The 14,446-nt window shown below is 65.8% G+C and carries 13 protein-coding genes; 3 read left to right on the plus strand and 10 right to left on the minus strand.

Features of this window, described 5'->3' with window-relative positions:
• Positions 1-17: 17 nt before the first annotated feature.
• The 5 genes from HYG77_RS12735 to HYG77_RS12755 all read right to left on the minus strand — a co-directional run bounded on the left by HYG77_RS12735 (position 18) and on the right by HYG77_RS12755 (position 6,345).
• Positions 18-683, minus strand: coding sequence for a hypothetical protein (locus HYG77_RS12735; protein ID WP_208962832.1), 666 nt, complete (start codon positions 681-683; stop codon positions 18-20).
• Positions 667-2,379, minus strand: coding sequence for a GMC family oxidoreductase (locus HYG77_RS12740; protein WP_208962833.1), 1,713 nt, complete (start codon positions 2,377-2,379; stop codon positions 667-669). Before HYG77_RS12740 ends, HYG77_RS12735 begins: the two co-directional genes overlap by 17 nt.
• On the minus strand, positions 2,376-3,866 hold the full coding sequence (locus HYG77_RS12745; protein ID WP_208962834.1) for an NAD(P)/FAD-dependent oxidoreductase: 1,491 nt from the start codon (positions 3,864-3,866) through the stop codon (positions 2,376-2,378). Before HYG77_RS12745 ends, HYG77_RS12740 begins: the two co-directional genes overlap by 4 nt.
• Positions 3,863-4,387 (minus strand): TetR/AcrR family transcriptional regulator, encoded by a 525-nt coding sequence (locus HYG77_RS12750; RefSeq protein ID WP_109334825.1) that lies wholly within the window; start codon positions 4,385-4,387, stop codon positions 3,863-3,865. Before HYG77_RS12750 ends, HYG77_RS12745 begins: the two co-directional genes overlap by 4 nt.
• A gap of 173 nt (positions 4,388-4,560) precedes the next feature.
• Complete coding sequence (locus HYG77_RS12755) at positions 4,561-6,345, minus strand: multicopper oxidase domain-containing protein (protein ID WP_208962835.1); 1,785 nt, start codon at positions 6,343-6,345, stop codon at positions 4,561-4,563.
• 138 nt (positions 6,346-6,483) lie between these two features.
• Between HYG77_RS12755 and HYG77_RS12760 the strand changes: the two genes are divergently transcribed.
• Positions 6,484-7,422, plus strand: coding sequence for a formylglycine-generating enzyme family protein (locus HYG77_RS12760; protein ID WP_208962836.1), 939 nt, complete (start codon positions 6,484-6,486; stop codon positions 7,420-7,422).
• A gap of 86 nt (positions 7,423-7,508) precedes the next feature.
• Positions 7,509-8,414 carry a hypothetical protein gene (locus HYG77_RS12765; RefSeq protein WP_208963366.1) on the plus strand — a complete coding sequence of 302 codons (906 nt, stop codon included), beginning with the start codon at positions 7,509-7,511 and terminating at the stop codon, positions 8,412-8,414.
• Here the strand turns inward: HYG77_RS12765 and HYG77_RS12770 are convergent.
• The 5 genes from HYG77_RS12770 to HYG77_RS12790 form a co-directional block, all read right to left on the minus strand.
• Positions 8,361-9,026, minus strand: coding sequence for a GAP family protein (locus tag HYG77_RS12770; protein ID WP_208962837.1), 666 nt, complete (start codon positions 9,024-9,026; stop codon positions 8,361-8,363). The two genes, HYG77_RS12765 and HYG77_RS12770, sit on opposite strands and share 54 nt — an antisense overlap.
• A gap of 98 nt (positions 9,027-9,124) precedes the next feature.
• Positions 9,125-10,156, minus strand: a complete 1,032-nt coding sequence (locus HYG77_RS12775) for an aspartate-semialdehyde dehydrogenase (RefSeq protein ID WP_208962838.1) — start codon at positions 10,154-10,156, stop codon at positions 9,125-9,127.
• Between the two features lie 3 nt (positions 10,157-10,159).
• Positions 10,160-11,425, minus strand: coding sequence for an aspartate kinase (locus HYG77_RS12780; RefSeq protein WP_109326323.1), 1,266 nt, complete (start codon positions 11,423-11,425; stop codon positions 10,160-10,162).
• A 95-nt stretch (positions 11,426-11,520) separates the two neighbouring features.
• Positions 11,521-12,489, minus strand: coding sequence for a hypothetical protein (locus HYG77_RS12785; RefSeq protein ID WP_208962839.1), 969 nt, complete (start codon positions 12,487-12,489; stop codon positions 11,521-11,523).
• A 126-nt stretch (positions 12,490-12,615) separates the two neighbouring features.
• On the minus strand, positions 12,616-13,053 hold the full coding sequence (locus tag HYG77_RS12790) for a hypothetical protein (protein WP_109326314.1): 438 nt from the start codon (positions 13,051-13,053) through the stop codon (positions 12,616-12,618).
• Positions 13,054-13,213: 160 nt separating this feature from the next.
• Between HYG77_RS12790 and HYG77_RS12795 the strand changes: the two genes are divergently transcribed.
• Positions 13,214-14,332 carry an AI-2E family transporter gene (locus HYG77_RS12795; RefSeq protein ID WP_208962840.1) on the plus strand — a complete coding sequence of 373 codons (1,119 nt, stop codon included), beginning with the start codon at positions 13,214-13,216 and terminating at the stop codon, positions 14,330-14,332.
• The last annotated feature ends 114 nt before the right edge of the window (positions 14,333-14,446 follow it).

Below are 14,446 nucleotides of genomic sequence, written 5' to 3' on the forward strand. Positions count from 1 at the left end.
GTCAAGAAAGCGATCGCTCAGCGCAGCTTTGCAGGCCCGGTGGTCATACGGCCGTCCGTGATCACGACACCATGATGAGTTCCGGCCACCAGCCAGTCGGCCAGAGTGGGACCCTCTGCCCGAACGCTCACACGGGCGTACCGGAAGTGCCCGCGCAGCCGGGCCGACGCCGTCATCAGGCGTCCACCCGACTCTGCAGGCTGAGCGAACCCCAAGGCGCCCGCGATCGGCAGCCGCGGACCGCGCGGGTGCGCCGTCGTCGACACACGCCACTGGCCTCCCGATGACGACACGGATGACGCCTCGAACACACCGTGGACGTCGCCGTCGAACGCGGCTGGGACCTTGGGCAGGCTCCAGTGCACGCGTCCGCCGTGGACGGACGGTTCCGAGTCGACCGCGATGAACGGCACGGCCATGCGCGGCATCGGACCGCTGCGACGACCGGGCGCCCGCAGCACCGGGCTGGCCAGGATCTCGCGATACGGCCCGACGGGCGAGTCGAGGTAGTCGACCATCATGGCGAGTGTCACCGGCAGCACCGCACCCTCGGGCCCGAGTTCACGGGCGGCGGCGGTCGCGCGATGCCACCACAGCGTTGCACGCACCCCGGCCGGCCACGGCGGCGGCACGCTCTCGGGCCATTCGGTGCGGTCGGTGTTCGATTCAGGCACGCTCCACATCGACGGCCTCCCTTCGGGTCGTCACGGTGAGCGGAAGCCGCAGGGCTCCCGGCGCGTCGGCCGGTACCACCGGGAAGCGCGGCGGCGTCGGATCGATACGTACGTATGGCTCGCCCGGATCAGGTCTGGGGTCCAGCTCTCCCTTGTTCGGCCACAACGCGAACGCCCGCTCCGCTTGCGCGGTGATGGTGAGCGACGGATTGACGCCCAGGTTCGCGCTGACCACGGATCCGTCCGCCACGTGGAGTCCGTCGTGCCCGTAGGCCCGCAGGTACGGGTCGACGACTCCGGTGTCGGGCGAGTCGCCGATCGCGCAGCCACCCAGGAAATGGGCGGTCATCGGGATGTTCACCACGTCGCCCAGCGAGCCACCGGGGTCACCGTCGATCTTGTCGGCGACCTTGCGGATCGCCGTGTGCCCCTGAGGTATCCACTCCGGCGGCGGAGCGCCGGGACCGGGCCGACTGGTGACCGCACGCCCGAAGCGGCCCCGCCCCTTGGTGAGTTCCAACGAATTGTCGTCGGTCTGCATCACCAGCGCGATGACCGTCCGCTCGGACCAGTGCCGCACCGACAGACTACGCAGGAAGGCGTCGGGTCGGCGCAGTGCGACACCGACGGTCTTCAGCAGTCGAGGTGTCCGGCCGCCGCCATCACTGAGGACGGTCTGCAGCAGACCGATCGCATTGCTGCCCTTGCCGTATCGGACAGGTTCGATGTGAGTGTGGTCGTCGGGGTGGAATGAGGACGTGATGGCGATGCCGCGCGTGAAGTCGGTGCTCCGGTTCTTCGCGGTGGCCGCGAGTACGGCCTCCGAATTGGTCCGGACGACCGTTCCGAGCCGCGGCGACAACCGCGCCAAGGTTCCGGCCTCCTTCATCGCGAGTAACAGCCGGGCGGTTCCGTACGTGCCGGCAGCCACGACCACCTGGTCGGCGGTGAAGGTGCTCTCCCGCTTACGGATACCGTTCGTTCGACGAGTACGCACCTCGTATCCGCCGCCCTGACGTGGACGTAGTTCCTTCACCGTGGTGAGCGGATGGATCCGCGCACCTGCCTGTTCCGCCAGGTACAGGTAGTTCTTGACCAGTGTGTTCTTGGCGCCCACGCGGCAGCCGGTCATGCAGCCACCGCACTCGGTGCAGCCGGCCCGATCAGGCCCCTTGCCCCCGAAGTACGGGTCCGCGACCGCGACTCCGGGCTCGCCGAAGAAGACACCGACCGGCGTGGACGTGAACGTCTCACCGACCCCCATCTCTTCCGCCACCTCACGCATGATCGCGTCGGCCGGGGTGAACAGTGGGTTGGTCCGCACGCCCAGCATCCTCTTGGCCTGCTCGTAGTACGGCGCCAACTCCGACTGCCAGTCGGTGATGTGCGCCCACTGCTTGTCTTCGAAGAAGCGCCGGGGCGGCTGATACAGGGTATTGGCATAATTGAGCGATCCACCGCCGACACCGGCACCCGCCATCACGAGCACATCGGGAAGTAGGTGGATACGTTGCATGCCATAGCAACCCATCCACGGAGCCCACAGATAGCGTCGCAATCTCCAGCTGGTCTCCGGCATCTCGTCGTCGGCGAAACGCCGTCCCGCCTCCAGCACTCCGACCTTGTAGCCCTTCTCGGTGAGCCGCAGCGCAGCCACACTGCCGCCGAAACCCGAACCGACCACCACCACGTCGTAGTGCGTCACGCGACGGCCTCCTGCTCCGACTTCCGACGCGCCACGTAATTCTCCCGGTCGAAGCGCTGCAGTTGCGAGCGGAATCTGAAGGTGAACGTCGGCCACTGCACCGAGTTACGGCCCTCCGCATCGTAATACCAGCTCGAACAACCACCCTTGTTCCAGACGGTGCTCTGCAAGCCGGATTGAATCCGCGCGTTGTACCGTCGCTGCGCCTCCTCAGTGACCTCGAACGCCGCGATGTCGTTGTCGCGCATGGCATCGAGCGCGTCGGTGATGTACGCAGACTGCGATTCGAGCATGTACACGATGGAGCTGTGCCCGAGGTTGGTGTTGGGTCCGTACATCAGGAAGAGGTTGGGGAATCCGGTGACCGTGGTCCCCTTGTAGGCGTGCGGACTGCCCTTCCAGTGCTCGGCCAGCGTGTGCCCGTCGGTGCCCCGGAGCGCGTGCGCGACAGGCGGTTCCGTAGGAGTGAAACCGGTGGCGAAGATGATGGTGTCGACCTTGTGTTCGTTGCCGACCGCGTCGACCACACCATCCTCGGTGATACCCGCCAGGCCTGCGTCGACGAGCGTGACGTCCGGCCGGTCGAGCGTCCGCAACCAGTCGTTCGACAACAACATCCGCTTGCAGCCGATCGTGAAATCGGGGGTGAGCTTCCGTCGCAGTTCCGGGTCGCGCACCTGCCGACGCAGATGCGCCTTGGCCACCATTTCGAACAACGGCAGCAGTCCGGTGGCATGGGCCAGGACTCCGCCGAGCGCTTCCCGGAAACTGTAGACAGAACCACGGACAGCTTTCTGCACCAGTGGCATTAGCCGATACAGACGCTTTTCGGGATCGGAGAGCACTCGGTCGAGCCGCGGGATGACCCACGCCGGCGTACGTTGAAAGACCGTCACATGCTTCGCGCGGGGCGCGATTTCCGGAACGAACTGCACCGCCGAGGCACCCGTGCCGATGACGGCCACTCGCTCACCGGTGAGGTCGTGATCGTGATTCCATGTCGCGGAGTGAAACGTGGTGCCGCCGAACGTGCCTAGTCCCGGCATATCCGGGATGCTCGGGGTCGACAGGGCACCGGTGGCCGCCACCACCACATCGGCGGTCAACGAGCCACGGCTCGTGCGCACATGCCACACCGCCTTGGCGTCGTCCCAGTCCGCCTGCTCCAGGGCGCAGTCGGTCACGACCCGAGACAGGATGCCGGTGTCGGCCGCGACCTTCTTCAGGTACCGATAGATCTCCGGTTGCCGGGCGAAGGTGTGACTCCAGTCGGCGCTGGGCGCAAAGGAGAACGAGTACAGCGACGTCGGGACATCGCACGCACACCCCGGGTAGGTGTTGTCGCGCCACGTTCCGCCGACATCGTGGCCGCGCTCGATGATCAGGACGTCGGCCTCCGGACCGGACCGCAGGATCCGCGCCGCGAGACCCATTCCTGCGAAACCGGCTCCCACGACCAGCGTGTGTACATGTTGCGGAAGACTCACGACTTCTTCACCTTCGATTCCCACGCCGGCAGCAGCCGCGCGCGTAGTGAGCGATCGGCCTCGGGCGTCCGGAACAATGCCGACACCGCGAGACCGCGAACCAATTCGATACCGATCTCGATGGTGTCGGCGTCGTACCGATCGCCGAACACCTCCGCCGACCCCTGCCGCAGGGCCTCGGTGACCTTCCGCTCCAGCGGAACCATCGCCTCGAACAACGCGGAGTCGGTGCGGGCGGCCACCCACAACTCGAGTGCCGCATAGAACAACGGGCCGGAGAAGGCGTCGGCCAGCACGTCGATGCCGCGGTCGGTGTCCACCTCGGCGGCGAGAATCTCCGCCATCCGCTTGTCGACGAGGTACTCCACTGCCGCCACCACCAGCGACTCCTTGGTGGGGAAATGGTGCAGCTGGGCTCCCCGCGACACACCCGCCCGGCGGGCGATGCCCTGGGTGGTGGTGCCCGCGTAGCCGAGCTCGACCAGCGAGTCGACCGCAGCCTCGAGCAATCGTGTGCGCATCGCGGCGGTGCGCTCGGCCTGGGTACGGGTCGATTTGGCGACTGCTATGTCGGAGGTCACATCTGCACTGGTCACATCTGCACTGTAGGCCGAAAAATCAAAACAGTCCAGACTGCTTTTAAATTGCGTAAGCGCCTGTGAGTGCTTATCAACAACGGGAGGTTAAGAAGTACTCACGGGACGAGGCGGTACTTCAGCATCATGTCGTGGTCCTCGTGATCGAGCATGTGGCAGTGCCACACGTAGCCCCGCAGAGGTTGGGGTGCCTGTGCGGTGTGTCCGCCCGAGTGGTCCGTCGCATGGGCCGACATGCCGAAGGTCGCATCGGGATCGAAACCCAGTTCCTCGGCTGTCGGAAACCGCACGACCACCCGGGTGACGGAATTGGCATCGGCAATCACGGTGTCCTTGAAACCGGACTCCCACGGCTGCGGCGACAGCACCGGTCCCCGGGTGAACGGATCCGGAGACGGCGTCCACCGTGTCCCGACCGCGGGGAGCGGCGACGCCGACATCAGTGCGGCCGTATCGACCGCCTGCCGCCCGAGTACGCGGAACCTCACGAGATGCAGATGAATCGGGTGCGGCTCCGGGGTGGCGTTGACGATGTTCCACTGTTCGACCGTGCCCTGGCGCGGCATTTCGATGTCGTCGGTGGTGTAGCGCAGGTTGTTGAGGGACATCAGCGGTGACGGTTGCCCGAGGCCCTGTCCGATCTGCAGTACCGAGACGTTGCGCACCACCTGAGGTTGCGCGACCGGCGCCAGCAGAGGCGGCTGCCGGCGGCCGCCGCGCAGGGTCTGCGGCACCGGGCCGGTGAACCCCGCCGCAGCTCCCACACGGAAACGGCAGAAACGCGGCATGGGCAGGACCCCGCGCTGCGCCACCTGGTCGGGGATCGCTTCGTCGTTGCGCAGCTCGACGGTCGCGCCGGGCGCCAGAGCGCCGAAGTCGACGAGCAGGTCGGCGCGCTCACCCGGTCCGAGGCGAACATGGTCGACGGGGACCGGGGCGTCGAACAATCCGCCTTCGGCGCCGATGACCCAGAACCGCATTCGATTGTCGAAGAAGAGGTTCCACACGCTGAACGAGGCGGCGTTCACCATGCGCAGGCGGTACAGCCCGCGCGCAACGGCCATCTCCGGCCACACCTTGCCGTTCACCACGCCGGTGTCGCCGGGGGTCGCCGCTTCCCAGCTGCCCTGCGGGTTCAGCGGGTTGGAGCGGACGCTCTGCCTGCCGTCCTCCGTGAAATTCTTGTCCTGCAGAATCAGCGGAACCTCGAACTCGCCGGCGGGCAGCCCGAGCGGATTGCCCGCGGTACCGGTGTCGAACTCGTCGCGGAGCAGGTACAGACCGGCCAGTCCAGCGAAGATGTTGAGCCGGGTGACCCCCATCGCGTGGTCGTGATACCAGAGTGTGCACGCGTCCTGCTGATTCGGAAACTCGTACACCAGCCCTTGCCCGCGCCGCAGCGTGTGCTCGGGGTGCCCGTCGAACTCGGGCGGATTGGACCCCCCGTGCAGGTGCAGCGCGGTCGCCACGTCGGTGCGGTCCGCTTCGGTCACGCCGTGCAACCTCGTGTCCACATCGGCGGCGAGGGGATTACTCACGATGTCGTTGCGGTAGACGAGCGATGTCCGTTCGCCGACCCGAGCCTCGATCGTCGGTCCCAGGTAGTCGACACCGCCGTACGCGAGCGCCGGGGAGGCGGGAAGGTCGGAGTGGAACGTGTGCATCGTGCTGCTCGCGTGTACCTCGACGGAAGTGCCACCGAGTGTCGGCAGCAGGGGAAGTGGGTCCCGAAACGGTTCGAGTGGCGGTGACCGGAAAACGAAGGGCCGCAGGGGGTCGATGCCGAAGGGGAACGCACTCGCTGAGCCGACCCCTACCGCGCCCAGCCCGGCCGTCAGTGCCAGACCACGAACGAACGACCTGCGCGGAATCCGTCCATCCATTCGCCGGCGCCCCCTGCACGATGAATATCCTGTTGCGACTCGGAAAGCCGACGGTACCTCGAGTGGGGTACCCCTCAGCCCGGTTTCAGCACCGGGGATTCTGTCGCACCCGCGCGCCGACCGTGCCACGCTGGCCCCATGACTCGAGCGGTACCGAAGAACATGGCATGGATCCCGGGTGGCACGTTCTGGATGGGGTCGGAGGACTTCTATCCCGAGGAGCGCCCGGTCCACCAGGTGACGGTCGACGGGTTCTGGATGGACTCGCACCCGGTAACCGTCGCCGAGTTCCGGCGGTTCGTGAAAGACACCGGTCACGTCACCACCGCCGAGGTCGCCCCCGACCCCGCGCAGTACCCGGACGCGGACCCGTCGTTGCTGGTCCCCGGCTCGCTCGTGTTCACCCCGACACCGGGACCGGTGCCGCTCGACGACTACACCCGCTGGTGGTCGTTCACGCCGGGAGCGGACTGGCGTCATCCGGAGGGTCCGGGCAGCAACGTCGGCGGACGTGAACGCCATCCCGTCACCCATGTGTCGTGGTTCGATGCCCGCGCGTACGCGGAGTGGGCAGGCAAAGATCTGCCGACGGAAGCGGAGTGGGAATTCGCGGCGCGAGGCGGACTGGACCGGCAACCGTTCGTGTGGGGTGACGAGCACGAGCCGGGTGGCAGGCCCGGCGGAAATGTCTGGCAGGGCCGGTTCCCCTGGGAGAACCTGCTCGCGGACGGCTTCGCCCGCACGTCGCCGGTGGGTCACTTCCGGCCCAACGGATACGAACTCAGCGACATGGCCGGCAACGTGTGGGAGTGGACCACCGACCATTTCACCCCTGATCATTCCGCGAGCGGGAAAAACGTCGCGCCGACCAGTTCCTGCTGCATTCCGACCAACCCGCGCGTCGACACCGCGCGCGCGGCGAACCCCGGCGAACCCTATGCGCGGCGAGTGATCAAGGGTGGTTCACACCTCTGCGCACCGAATTACTGCCTCCGCTACCGGCCGTCGGCTCGGCAGGGCGATACCGAGGAGACGTCGACCTGCCACATCGGTTTCCGATGCGTCGTCCGCGAGTGAACGCGGGCCGGACTCACCTGACGGGGATGAAGACAGATCGCGTTCACTGCGGTTGAGTAAGTAAGGTGCGGTCGACCAAGTTGTCAGTGATGCTGGCTCGGGAAGCTCTCGCGGCGCGGACCGAATCGGCCAACGGCTGGATGCAGGGCACTCCTCCGGGCCGCACGGTTCGACGGGTCATCGACGGGCTGATCGAGATCGAACTCGTCGACCGGTCGATGACACTTGCCGCGCGGATCTTCACGTCGGTGCTGCCCGTAATGATTGCGGCCTCGACGTTGAGCAGTTGGCACCTGACCGCCCGCACCATCAAGACCCAGTTCGGTTTCGACCCCACGGAGTTGTCCTCCACCTCCGGCGCCGTGGACGCCACGGACCCGTCGTTCGCGGCCTTCGGGGTGGTCGGCCTGCTGATGATCGCGATCAGCGGCACGTCGTTTGCCCGGGCACTCGCCCGGATCTACGGGAAGATCTGGAACGTACCGTCGATCAATCTCCGGGACGCCTGGCGGTGGCTGGTGGTCCTGTTCGCCGTTGCGCTGTCGAGTACAGCGATCGGCCTGGCGAGCGAGCTCACGAGCGTCCGGTTCATCGGACCACCGCTCGCAGTCGCCGGGGAGTTCGCGGTGTGGATGGCCGTCTGGACGCTCAGCCCGTATCTGCTGACGATGGGCACCCTCGAGGGCCGCGTGCTCTGGGCCACCGGGGCGCTGACCGCCGCAGCACTGACCACTCTCCACGTCGGCGGACGTATCCTTCTCCCCCGGATCACCGCCTCGGCACAGCATCAATTCGGGTCACTCGGCCTGGTATTCACCGCGATCAGCTGGCTTTTCGTGATGTCAGTCGTCATCGTGGGAGCAGCGGTGATCACCAAGGCGCTCGCACTGGACGAGGCCTACATCGGGCGGTACCTCCGCGGGCCCGACGCGGTCGCGTCAGAACGCTCCGCCGAATCCCTTCCCGAGAACGACGGCTCCCATCACCAGTAGCAGCACGCTCATCACCGCGGCGTTGTTGGCCTGCAACCAGACCTTCAGGTTGTCGAGGGTGCCGTGCATCTTGTCGGCGGCGACTGCGTAGGCGACCACGGGAACGATCACCGTCGACCCGGCCAGCACGGTGAACACCGCCAGCGCGATCACCTGCTCACCGCCACTCACACCGGACGAGCCGATCACCACTCCCGCGGAGACACACAGCAGAAGGTTCTTCGGATTGATTGCCGCCAGGACGAATCCGAGTCCGATCGACTTGGCGATGTTCAAGTCATCGATTGCCCGCATCCACTTCGGCTGTTCCGCGTCGGCATTGCGACTTCTCCACTGCCGTCCGGCGAGCACGAGCAGGAGCACGCCGAGGACGATCTTGACCCATGACGTGGTCGCCGACGGACCATCGGAGTCGGTGGCGTCGATACCGCCGGCGAAGAGCATGACGAGGCCGGTAGCCACAAGGATTCCGGCGATCCACCCCACACCGAAGCCTGCACTCGCACCGCCGGCGCGCTTCGACAACAACATCAGGATGACCGCGATGATCGGGATCGGTGAAATGGCGACACCGACTGCGAGCGGGAGCATTTCTCCGAGAACCGAGCCCATGTCCGAACCCTAGGGTCGGCGAACTCGTGTACGCCTCGCACGTGCCGGGTGAACCGCACGTGAGTGGCAGAGCGTGCTCTGCCACTCACGTGGGGAGATCACACCAGCAGTTCGGCGATCTGAATGGTGTTGAGCGCGGCACCCTTACGCAGGTTGTCGCCCGACACGAACAGCGCCAGACCGCGGCCCTCGGGGACACCCGGATCCTGGCGGATGCGCCCGACCAGCGACGGATCGCTGCCCGCGGCCTGCAGCGGGGTGGGCACGTCGACGAGCTGCACCCCGGGAGCCTTCGACAGAATCTCCTGCGCGCGTTCCACCGACAGCGGACGCTCGAACTCGGCGTTGATCGACAGCGAATGCCCGGTGACGACGGGGACGCGGACACACGTACCCGACACCAGGAGGTCGGGCAGGCCGAGGATCTTGCGGCTCTCGTTGCGGAGCTTCTGATCCTCGTCCGTCTCACCGCTGCCGTCGTCGACGAGAGAGCCGGCGAGCGGCAGCACGTTGAACGCGATGGGCGCGACGTACTTGTTCGGGGCGGGGAAGTCGACGGCGCTGCCGTCGTGGACCAGCTTCTCCGCATTGTCGATGACCGCGCGCGCCTGGCTCACCAGTTCCTCGACGCCGGCGATACCGCTGCCCGACACCGCCTGGTAGCTGGACACGATGAGGCGCTGCAGTCCGGCCTCGTCGTGCAGCACCTTCAGAACCGGCATCGCGGCCATCGTGGTGCAGTTGGGGTTGGCGATGATGCCCTTCGGCGGATTTTTCGCCTGCTCCGGGTTGACCTCGCTGACGACCAGGGGAACGTCGGGGTCCTTGCGGAACGCGGACGAGTTGTCGACCACGACGGCGCCTGCAGCGGCGAACCGTGGGGCCTGCTCGCGCGAGAGCGTCGCACCGGCCGAGAAAAGCGCGATGTCGATGCCCTTCAGGTCCTCGTCGGAGGTGGTGGACGCATCTTCGACGACGATTTCCTCACCGCGGAACGGCAGCTTCTTGCCCGCCGACCGCGCGGAGGCGAAGAACCGCACCGTGTCCGCGGGAAAGTTTCGTTCCTCGAGGAGAGTGCGCATGACGATGCCCACCTGACCGGTGGCACCGACGACAGCGATGGTGGTCATGATTTACCGTCCCGTTCCTGCGTGCACGACAGCTTCTTCGTCGCCGCCGAGTTCGAATGCGTCGTGGATCGCCTTCACAGCCTTGTCCAGATCGGTGTCCTTGACGAGCACCGAGATGCGAATTTCGGACGTGGAGATGAGGTCGATGTTGATTCCGGCCTCGGCGAGCGCCTCACAGAAGGTGGCGGTGACGCCGGGGTGGCTCTTCATGCCGGCTCCGACCAGGGACACCTTGCCGATGTGATCGTCGAAGACGATCTGGGTGAAACCAACCTCGCCCTGCAGCTTGGACAGCTTCTCGACGGCGCGCGGCCCGTCGGCCGTCGGCAGGGTGAACGTGATGTCCGTCTTCCCGGTCTCGACCTTGGAAATGTTCTGCAGCACCATGTCGATGTTGATCTCCGCGTCGGCGACCGCCCGGAAGATCTGCGCGGCGTAACCCGGGGTATCGGGGAGGCCGACGACGGTGACCTTGGACTCGCTGCGGTCGTGCGCGACTCCGGTGAGAATTGCTTCTTCCACGGGGATGTCCTCCATCGATCCGGACACGATGGTGCCCGGCTTGGTCGTGTATGACGAGCGGACGTGCACAGGCACGTTGTAACGGCGGGCGTACTCGACGCAGCGCAGCATCAGCACCTTTGCGCCGCACGCCGCGAGTTCGAGCATCTCCTCGAACGACACCGTCTCGAGACGCTGCGCGTCGGGAACGATGCGCGGGTCCGCGCTGAAGATGCCGTCGACGTCGGTGTAGATCTCGCAGACATCCGCCTTCAAGGCAGCCGCGAGCGCCACGGCGGTGGTGTCGGAACCACCGCGTCCGAGCGTCGTCACATCCTTGCTGTCCTGGCTGACGCCCTGGAATCCGGCGACGAGGACGATCGAACCCTCGTCGAGCGCGTCGCGAACGCGACCGGGTGTGACGTCGATGATTTTGGCGTTGCCGTGCGCACCGGTGGTGATGACACCTGCCTGCGAGCCCGTGAACGAACGGGCTTCGGCACCGAGCGAATGGATCGCCATCGCGACGAGAGAGTTGGAGATGCGCTCACCTGAGGTCAGCAGCATGTCCATTTCGCGGGCGGGTGGGGCAGGGCACACCTGCTGAGCCAGATCGAGCAGCTCATCGGTGGTGTCCCCCATCGCTGAAACCACGACGACGACATCGTTGCCGGCCTTCTTGGTCTCGACGATCCGTTCAGCCACTCGTCGGATTCGCTCGGCGGTTGCCACCGAGGATCCGCCGTACTTCTGGACGACGAGAGCCACGCGTTTCTACCTCCAGGTCGAAGAATCTGTACTGGTCCAGCTGTCGAGCTTACCGGCGCAGTCCAATGTGATCCCGGGTGAGTCCGTCAGGCCGTCTATCCGAACACCGTGGTCGCGGCCTCCGCGACCCTGGCGACTGCGGTGCAGTTCGGCCCGTGAACAGTGACGACTGCACCAGCGGAACCGAGCCTGCGGGTGAACTGGTCGACCTCGGCTCCGGGTCGCGTGATGTCGATCGGCTCACCCATCGGGCTCGTCCAACGGCACCGGTCGCCGATCGTCTCCGGTCCGGTGGGAACGGGTGGTCGGTTTTCCTTGACCGGCGACACGGTGAACGACACGGTCACCTCACTTCCGGGCACCCGATTCGGGTCCGGAAACAGGACGCAGTCGAACGGTGTCGGCGGTGCGTCCGGATCGACGACGCGTCCGCCGGCGTTGCCCAGCACGTCGAGGACTTCGCACGGGTCGTGGACCGCGAGTGCCACTTGATTCCGGGCCGCGGCGTCACGGGCGGGCAGTCCCGACCGCATGCTGTCGATCGCGGAGTCCAGCACCACGTCGGCCAGCGGGCAGGCGTCCTCCCCGGCGACGGTTCCGACGCGGACGGTCGCGAACTGGGGGTTCGCGCGTTCCCCCAGTGTTCCGATGTTCAGCTGGAAGACGCGTTCACACGTCCCGCGCGCGAGGTCCGCGCCCGGACCGCGGTAGACAGTGACCCCGTCGACCGTGTCCGGCCGGGTCAGCGCTGAGTCCGACAGCATCGATGGCAGCAGAGACACGTCCACGTAGGTCGTCGCGCCGCCGGGCCGGGCAATCAGCGTCGAACACACCGGCAACTGCACAGCGGATCCGAATTGCTGAACCGTCCCGAACTGCCGCACCACGGCCTCGTCCAGAAGTCCGCACGGATCGGCGGCGCGTAGGGCGTCCTCTACGTCGATGTGACGTTGCTGCCCTGGACTCAACTCGTCCAGCGGAGACGCCCCCGCAGTCCCCGACACGTTGTGCGCACACCCGGACGTGATGACGGCGCACAGGAGCACCCCGGCAATTCTCTTCACTCGACCCCCCTCGAATCCGCCCGAACACTACCGGCGGCTCCGCCACCCGTGAGTGGTTAACGAGTCCCTGCACTCGTTAACCACTCACGGGCGCGGAGCGCCCGGGGGACTCCCCACTCCCTCGTCCTAGTACGTGGTGGTGTCGTACTTGCTGGTGTCCCAGGTGGTGACTGCCCAGATCACGACCACGTCGAGGGCGATGATGAGAATCGACCACAGCGGGTAGTAGGGAAGCCACAGGAAGTTCGCGAGGATGGACAGTGCAGCAATACAGACGGCCACGATTCGTGCCCAGGTAGCGCCCGTCATCAGACCTACGGCACTGGCGATCAGCACGACGCCCAGCACGATGTGAATCCACCCCCACGTGGTGGTGTCGAACTGATAGGTGTATTCGACGCCGATGACCAGCAGGTCGTCGGAAGCGACTGCGGCAATTCCCTGGAAGAACGAAATCACGCCGACTGTCAGCAGCAGAATCGCCGCTGCCAGAGACGTTCCTGCTGCAAAACCCTGCTTTACAGGGCTGTTCGTTCTGGACTCGGGATTGGTCGTCATGTCCATGCCCTTCTCGAAAGTGTATTTGCGAACAGTTGAATGGTCCGGCCTCGTTCGGCCGTGGACATCATCCGCGCCGGGTGATCCTCATCTGCAACGGATGATGTGCGTCGGCGCACCGAATGCGAGAGTCGATGCCGCCGAACCTTTGCGAAGGGGACACGCGATGACAGAACCTCAGGACCGGTCCGGTAAACCGGCCGACACCCAATGGTCGATGCCGCGTGGCCTGATCGTCATTCTCGGGCTGGCCGCGCTCGTCGTCACCGTGGCGGGGATCCAGGTAGCTGCGTCGATTGTCGGCCCCATCTTCCTCGCTCTCATGCTGACCGTCGCAGTCCACCCGCTGCCCGAATGGCTCTACAGAAAAGGTGTCCCGGGTTGGCTCGCGACAATCGCGGCGATCGTGGTGGTCAACAGCATTCTTCTCGTCCTCGTGCTGTCGTTGGCCTTGTCCGTCGCGCAACTCGCCACGCTCCTACCGGAGTACGCGGACGACTTCACGAACCTGATCGACGACGCCCAGAGTTTCCTGAACAGCAACGGGGTGAACTCCAGCGACGCCCAGACTCTGCTGTCCCAGGTGGATTACGGCAACGTCTTCGGACTGGTCGAGGGGATTCTGCAGGCAATGCTGGGTATCTTCTCGAACCTGCTGTTCGTCCTCGCACTCCTGCTGTTCATGGCCGTCGACGGCAGCTCCTACGGTTCGCGGATGTCCATCGTCACGCAGATGCGCCCGGACATCGCCACCGCCCTCACCGCCTTCTCGGCCGGTACGCGCAAGTATCTGATCGTGTCCACGGTGTTCGGATTGATCGTCGCGGTCATCGACACCGCGGCGCTGTGGGCGTTGGGGATTCCGCTGCCGATCCTGTGGGGACTGCTGTCGTTCATCACCAACTACGTCCCGAACGTCGGCTTCGTCCTCGGGCTCGTTCCACCGGCTCTGCTCGCGTTGCTCGAGGGCGGTCCAGGACTGATGCTGACGGTCATCGTCGTGTACAGCGTCATCAACGTCATCATCCAGTCGGTGATCCAACCGAAGTTCGTCGGCGACGCGGTCGGCCTGTCGGTGACCTTCACCTTCCTGTCGCTGGTCTTCTGGACGTGGATACTCGGTCCCCTCGGCGCGATTCTCGCGATTCCGCTGACACTGATGGCGAAGGCGCTTCTGATCGATATCGACCCGTCCACGAGGTGGGTGAACACAATTCTCAGCGACGCTCCCCCGCCTCTGGAACCGGCCGCATCCCCCGACCCACCGCGCCACGAGAAGAAATAGGCTCGAACAGGCCTTTCAGGCCCTGCCGTTCACCCACACGAACAGCGCTTTCTCGCTAAAATCACCGCACCGGCGCACGGCGTCGGAGATTGGCGTTTGTCGAAGATCGTTTCT

Source organism: Rhodococcus sp. ZPP (genome assembly GCF_017656075.1).
GTDB lineage: Bacteria > Actinomycetota > Actinomycetes > Mycobacteriales > Mycobacteriaceae > Rhodococcus_F > Rhodococcus_F oxybenzonivorans.

Coding starts and splice junctions, on each gene's coding strand:
- HYG77_RS12735 (WP_208962832.1), bottom strand. CDS start 683: ATGTGGAGCGTGCCTGAATCGAACACCGACCGCACCGAATGGCCCGAG.
- HYG77_RS12750 (WP_109334825.1), bottom strand. CDS start 4,387: ATGCGCACACGATTGCTCGAGGCTGCGGTCGACTCGCTGGTCGAGCTC.
- HYG77_RS12755 (WP_208962835.1), bottom strand. CDS start 6,345: ATGGATGGACGGATTCCGCGCAGGTCGTTCGTTCGTGGTCTGGCACTG.
- HYG77_RS12760 (WP_208962836.1), top strand. CDS start 6,484: ATGACTCGAGCGGTACCGAAGAACATGGCATGGATCCCGGGTGGCACG.
- HYG77_RS12770 (WP_208962837.1), bottom strand. CDS start 9,026: ATGGGCTCGGTTCTCGGAGAAATGCTCCCGCTCGCAGTCGGTGTCGCC.
- HYG77_RS12775 (WP_208962838.1), bottom strand. CDS start 10,156: ATGACCACCATCGCTGTCGTCGGTGCCACCGGTCAGGTGGGCATCGTC.
- HYG77_RS12790 (WP_109326314.1), bottom strand. CDS start 13,053: ATGGACATGACGACCAATCCCGAGTCCAGAACGAACAGCCCTGTAAAG.
- HYG77_RS12795 (WP_208962840.1), top strand. CDS start 13,214: ATGACAGAACCTCAGGACCGGTCCGGTAAACCGGCCGACACCCAATGG.